This window comes from Arthrobacter sp. Dra40, assembly GCF_059091905.1.
The window spans coordinates 1-4,796 of the sequence record NZ_JBNHHB010000310.1; the positions used below are offsets into that span (position 1 = coordinate 1).

5 protein-coding genes and 1 tRNA gene are annotated in these 4,796 nt (G+C 67.9%); 4 read left to right on the forward strand and 2 right to left on the reverse strand.

Going from position 1 to position 4,796, the window contains the following annotated elements:
• Nucleotides 1-20 precede the first annotated feature (20 nt).
• The 3 genes from AC5RWT_RS34565 to AC5RWT_RS34575 all read left to right on the forward strand — a co-directional run bounded on the left by AC5RWT_RS34565 (nucleotide 21) and on the right by AC5RWT_RS34575 (nucleotide 1,751).
• Nucleotides 21-97: transfer RNA gene (locus tag AC5RWT_RS34565), tRNA-Arg, on the forward strand.
• 213 nt (nucleotides 98-310) lie between these two features.
• Nucleotides 311-859 carry a carboxymuconolactone decarboxylase family protein gene (locus AC5RWT_RS34570; protein WP_494084166.1) on the forward strand — a complete coding sequence of 183 codons (549 nt, stop codon included), beginning with the start codon at nucleotides 311-313 and terminating at the stop codon, nucleotides 857-859.
• Nucleotide 860: 1 nt separating this feature from the next.
• Nucleotides 861-1,751, forward strand: a complete 891-nt coding sequence (locus tag AC5RWT_RS34575; RefSeq protein ID WP_494084167.1) for an RNA polymerase sigma-70 factor — start codon at nucleotides 861-863, stop codon at nucleotides 1,749-1,751.
• A gap of 75 nt (nucleotides 1,752-1,826) precedes the next feature.
• Here the strand turns inward: AC5RWT_RS34575 and AC5RWT_RS34580 are convergent, their stop codons facing one another.
• The gene (locus AC5RWT_RS34580) at nucleotides 1,827-2,348 is read right to left on the reverse strand and encodes a SixA phosphatase family protein (RefSeq protein ID WP_494084168.1); all 522 of its coding nucleotides are present in this window, start codon (nucleotides 2,346-2,348) and stop codon (nucleotides 1,827-1,829) included.
• Between the two features lie 56 nt (nucleotides 2,349-2,404).
• Between AC5RWT_RS34580 and AC5RWT_RS34585 the strand changes: the two genes are divergently transcribed.
• On the forward strand, nucleotides 2,405-3,868 hold the full coding sequence (locus AC5RWT_RS34585; protein WP_494084169.1) for a dihydrolipoyl dehydrogenase family protein: 1,464 nt from the start codon (nucleotides 2,405-2,407) through the stop codon (nucleotides 3,866-3,868).
• 38 nt (nucleotides 3,869-3,906) lie between these two features.
• Here AC5RWT_RS34585 and AC5RWT_RS34590 read toward each other — a convergent pair whose 3' ends face one another.
• Nucleotides 3,907-4,767, reverse strand: a complete 861-nt coding sequence (locus AC5RWT_RS34590) for a winged helix-turn-helix domain-containing protein (RefSeq protein ID WP_493969757.1) — start codon at nucleotides 4,765-4,767, stop codon at nucleotides 3,907-3,909.
• Nucleotides 4,768-4,796 lie beyond the last annotated feature (29 nt).

A 4,796-nucleotide genomic window follows, 5' to 3' on the forward strand; every position in this document is an offset into this window, starting at 1 on the left:
GTATCCGGCCGCGAGGCCAAGCGCCCATAGCTCAGCTGGATAGAGCGTCTGTCTACGGAACAGAAGGCCGGGGGTTCGAATCCCTCTGGGCGCACCAAAGAAAAAGCAGTCCGGTCACCGACCGGGCTGCTTTTTTGTTTGCGCGCACCCCGCCGTGCGGCGAACTCGCAGCCCGCTCACACCCCTGCCCGTCGTGCCGCCCCCCAGGTTCCGTTCCCCACTCGCTGCAGTGGGTACCCTGTCACACTCGCTGCGGCTGCGGTGTCTTCCTTGTCTCCCCCGCGATTAGGGCCTCGACAAGGAGGAAAGCATGGCACGCATCGATTTGGACCACTCCCCCGGTCTGTTGCTGAGGATCATGGCCGGCTACAGCAAGCGCAAGTACGGCAAGGTCCTGGATCCCGGCCTGGCGATGATGCACAACCGCCGTGTGCTGTTTGCCTGGCTGCGGCACGAAAGTGCCATCGGCGGGTTCAACACGGTGCCGCCCGTCCTCAAGGCCCTGGCCGTCATGGGGTCCGCTGCCGCGATCGGTTGCAGCTGGTGCATGGATTTTGGGTACTGGGAATTCCACCACCAGGGCGTGGACCCACTAAAGCTGCGGGCAATCCCACACTGGCACTCTGCGACCGTCTACACTCAGCTGGAACGCGACGTGCTTGGATATGCCGAGGCCATGACCGCTACCCCGCCGGCTGTCACCGACGACCTGGTGGAAAGGCTGAAGCAACATCTGGATCCGGCCCAGCTGGCGGAACTGACCTACCTGATCGGGGTGGAGAACCAGCGGTCGAGGGTCAACTCCGCCTTGGGATTAACCAGCCAGGGCTTCAAGGAAACCTGCAGCATAGGGGGCTGACATGACGACGACGGAGGCGAACCTTGCCGTATTCCAACAGCACCGTGGGCTTCTCTTCGGCGCCGCCTACCGGCTCCTGGGCAGCGCCGCCGACGCCGAGGACGTCCTGCAGGACGCGTGGCTGCGGTTTTCCGATGTGCCGCAGGACCACGTCCGGGAGCCGCGCGCCTTCCTGCTGCGGACGGTGACCAACCTGGCGCTGAACCAGATCCGCACCCAGCAACGCCGCCGCGAACATTACGTCGGGCCTTGGCTGCCCGAGCCCGTCAGCTCCCTGCCGGCTGCCCAGGCCGCTCCGTCGCCGGACGACGCCGCGGTCCTCGCGGACGACGTTTCGCTGGCCATGCTGGTGGTCTTGGAACAACTGTCTCCCTTGGAGCGTGCCGCCTACATCCTCGGCGAGGTCTTCGGCTATCAGGCGCCGGAAATTGCCCGGACGCTGGACCGTTCTCCGGCAGCGGTGCGGCAGCTGATGTCGCGTGCCCGTGCCCATGTGGCCAGCCGGCAGGCCCGGAACCAAGTGGATCCTGCCCTGCACCGACAAATCACCGAGCGGTTCCTGCAGGCCGCCAACACCGGGAATGTCGAGCCGTTGCTGGGCCTGCTGGCGCCGGACATCGTGCTGACCAGCGACGGCGGCGGACAGAAGACCGCGGCCCTGCGGCCGATCCTTGGCGTGGAGAAGGTGCTGCGCTTCCTGCTCGGCGTCACCAGCAATCCGGACACTCCCTTCCAGCTCCGCGTTGCCGAGGTTAACGGTCTGCCCGCCTTGGTCGCCGTCGATGCGAACGGTGCAGTGGACACGGTGGCGGGGTTCAGGATCGATGGCGGCTTGGTCCAGGAGATCTTCCTCATCCGGAACCCGGACAAGCTCCGGCGAATCCACGTGTAGGCGGATACGTTCCCGAGCGTCAACGTGTAGGCGGATACGTTCCCGAGCCTCAGCCCGTGGCCGGACAGGGCTCTGTCAGCGCAGCACGACGAAATCGGTGATAGCGGAGTCGCGTCCGTCTAGCTCTGCCCAACTCTTGCTGTGCTGCATGACCGTCAGGCCCGAGGTCGGATAGTGGGAGGCCATGTCCATCACGGCCTCCTCGACCGAGTCCACCGACGCCAGGCGCATTGCCAAGTCCTGCACGGCGGGCATATGGGCAATCACCAGCAGCGAGGTGATCGTGTCCGGCAACTGGTTGATCTCGGCCAGGACCCGCACCGCCGTCGCGTCATAGAGCTCGTCGGAGAGCATCGGCGTCGGCGCCTTCTCGCCCAGTTCGCTGCACACCCAGGTGCAGGTCTGGCGGGTGCGCAGCGCCGACGAGCACAGGATGAAGTCCGGGATGGAACCGTGCTCCACCATCCAGCGTCCGGCCAGCGGCGCCTCGTCGTGGCCGCGCTGGGCCAACGGCCGTTCGTGGTCCTCGACGCCCAGCGGCCAGGCCGCCTTGGCATGGCGCATGATCATCAGCTTCTTCACGTGGTGGTCATTCACACCACGAGTGTAGTGCGGCCCTTGCCACTGCTCCGGCGCGGTGCAAGGCTCAGGATATGGCTGAGCTGACGCTGGAACCGGATGTCGTGGTGCTAGGAGCGGGTGCGGCAGGTGAGAATGTGGCGGACCGCACCACCCGCGGCGGGCTGAAGACCATCTTGGTGGAGTCCGCGCTGGTGGGCGGCGAGTGCTCCTACTGGGCCTGCATGCCGTCCAAGGCCTTGCTCCGTCCCGGCACCGCGCTGCAGGCCGCGCGCAGCGTCAAGGGGGCGGCCCAGGCCGTGACCGGCGGTCCGGACCCGCAGGCAGTGCTGGCCCGCCGGGATTCCTTCGCTTCCGGCTGGGACGACACCTCGCAGGTGGAGTGGGTGAACGGGGCCGGCATCGAATTGATCCGCGGCACCGCCCGCCTCGATGGCCCCCGTGCAGTGACCGTCACCGCCGACGACGGTACGCAGACGCGCTTGGCCGCGCGCCACGCCGTCGTGCTGGCCACCGGATCTGCACCAACCGTGCCACCGATTGACGGGGTGGACGGCGTCGACTTCTGGGGAACCCGGGAGGCCACCGCGGCCCAGGAAGTCCCGCAGAGCCTGCTGGTGCTGGGCGGGGGCGTCTCCGGCTGCGAGCTGGCCCAGGCGTACGCCCGGTTGGGCACCGAGGTCACGCTGGTGGCGCGCGGGGACCTGCTGGCGAAGTTCCCCGAACCCGCGAGGCGGCTGGTGGAAGCCGGACTCCGCCGGGACGGCGTACGGCTCCGGCTGCACACCGCAACGGAGCGCGTGGAGGCGCACGACGGCGGAGTCACCCTTGGGCTGACAGCGGCAGGTTCGGACGGGGAGACCGGAACACAAGACACCGTTACCGGCGCAAAGCTGCTGGTCTCCACCGGCCGGCACCCGGCCCTTTCGGGACTCGGCCTGGAGGAGCTGGGACTGGAGCCGTCGCGGCTCACAGTGGACTCGAGCGGACGCGTCGCCGGCGTGGACGGTGGCTGGCTGTACGCGGTGGGCGATGCGGCCGGCAAGGCCCAGCTGACGCATCAAGGCAAATACCAGGCCCGGGCAGCCGGAGATGCGATTGCCGCCCGCGCAACCGGCGAACTGGGAGACGGCCCGGAGGAGGACCCCGCTCCCTGGAGCCGGTATGCCAGCACGGCCGATGACGCGGCCGTGCCCTCGGTGGTGTTCACCGATCCGGAACTCGCCTCGGTCGGATTGTCCGAAGATGAGGCCAGGGAACGGGGTCTCAACGTCTCCGCCACGCAGCTGCCCATCGCCGTCGCCGGTTCCTCGCTGTTTGCCGACGGCTACCAAGGCTGGGCGCAGATGCTGGTGGACGAGGACCGCAAGGTTCTGGTTGGCATGACCTTGGCCGGACCCGGCGTGGGTGAGTTGCTGCACGCCGCCACCATCGCCGTCGTCGGCCAGGTCCCGCTCGACCGGCTCTGGCATGCGGTGCCTGCCTACCCGACCATCAGCGAAGTCTGGCTCCGCCTCCTCGAAGAATACGGGCTCTAGCGCGGACGCGGAGGCGAGCCAGACTAGGCAGGCAGAACCTAGATGGAGTACTCCGGCGCGGCCCAGACCACTACTTCCGGGTGCTCGTAGAACCGGTAGCCCTGGCCGCGGACCGTGCGCACCGTGTTGGCCAGCCGGCCCAGCTTGGAGCGCAGCCGGCGGATGTGGACGTCGATGGTGCGTTCGTTCGGAACTTCCTCGGCGTTCTTCCACAGCCCGGAAAGCAGCTCTTCGCGGCCCACGGTGCGGGTGGCGTTCTCCACCAGGTAATTGAGCAGTTCGAATTCCTTGAACGTCAGGTTCAGGGTCTCCCCGTCCAGGTGCACTTCGCGGCGGGACAGATCGATCAGGACACCGCTGGGACGACTGGCGTGCGAGGCCTGCGGCTGGCGCTGGATCTCCACGGCCGGCGTGCGCGGACGGCGGCCGGCGGTCGGGTCGCCCAGGGCCTGGCGGACCACCTCGATGTTCTCTCCCGGAGCGTCGGCAGGAGCCAGCGCCACCGCCCCGTGGGTCTGGGCGTCCGGTGCCAGCGACTGGACGTAGGCACGCACTTGGGAGGCCAGCTTGCTCAGCGTGGTTCCCTGCGCGGCGGCGGCTTCCTCATCCAGGCCCACGTAGAGAACGAACCCGCGGGCAACGGTGTCATTCGACACCGCCTGCGGGCCGGGAATTCCATTGGGGGTGACCACGGGCGTGGGGGCCGTCGTGGGATTGGAGGCACCGGCGTCGTACTGGCCCGGGACCGCGCGCAGCACGCGGTAGGCCTGCTGCTCCCCCGGGTGCGACGGCTGCCCGCCAAACTGCGGGTGCTGTCCGGCTGCCTGACGTTGGGCGGCGGCCGCACGGTTCTGTGCGTTGCGGACGGAGATGTGGACGTATCCGGATGAAACTGACATTGAGAACCTCATGTGTGAATGGCCGTCAT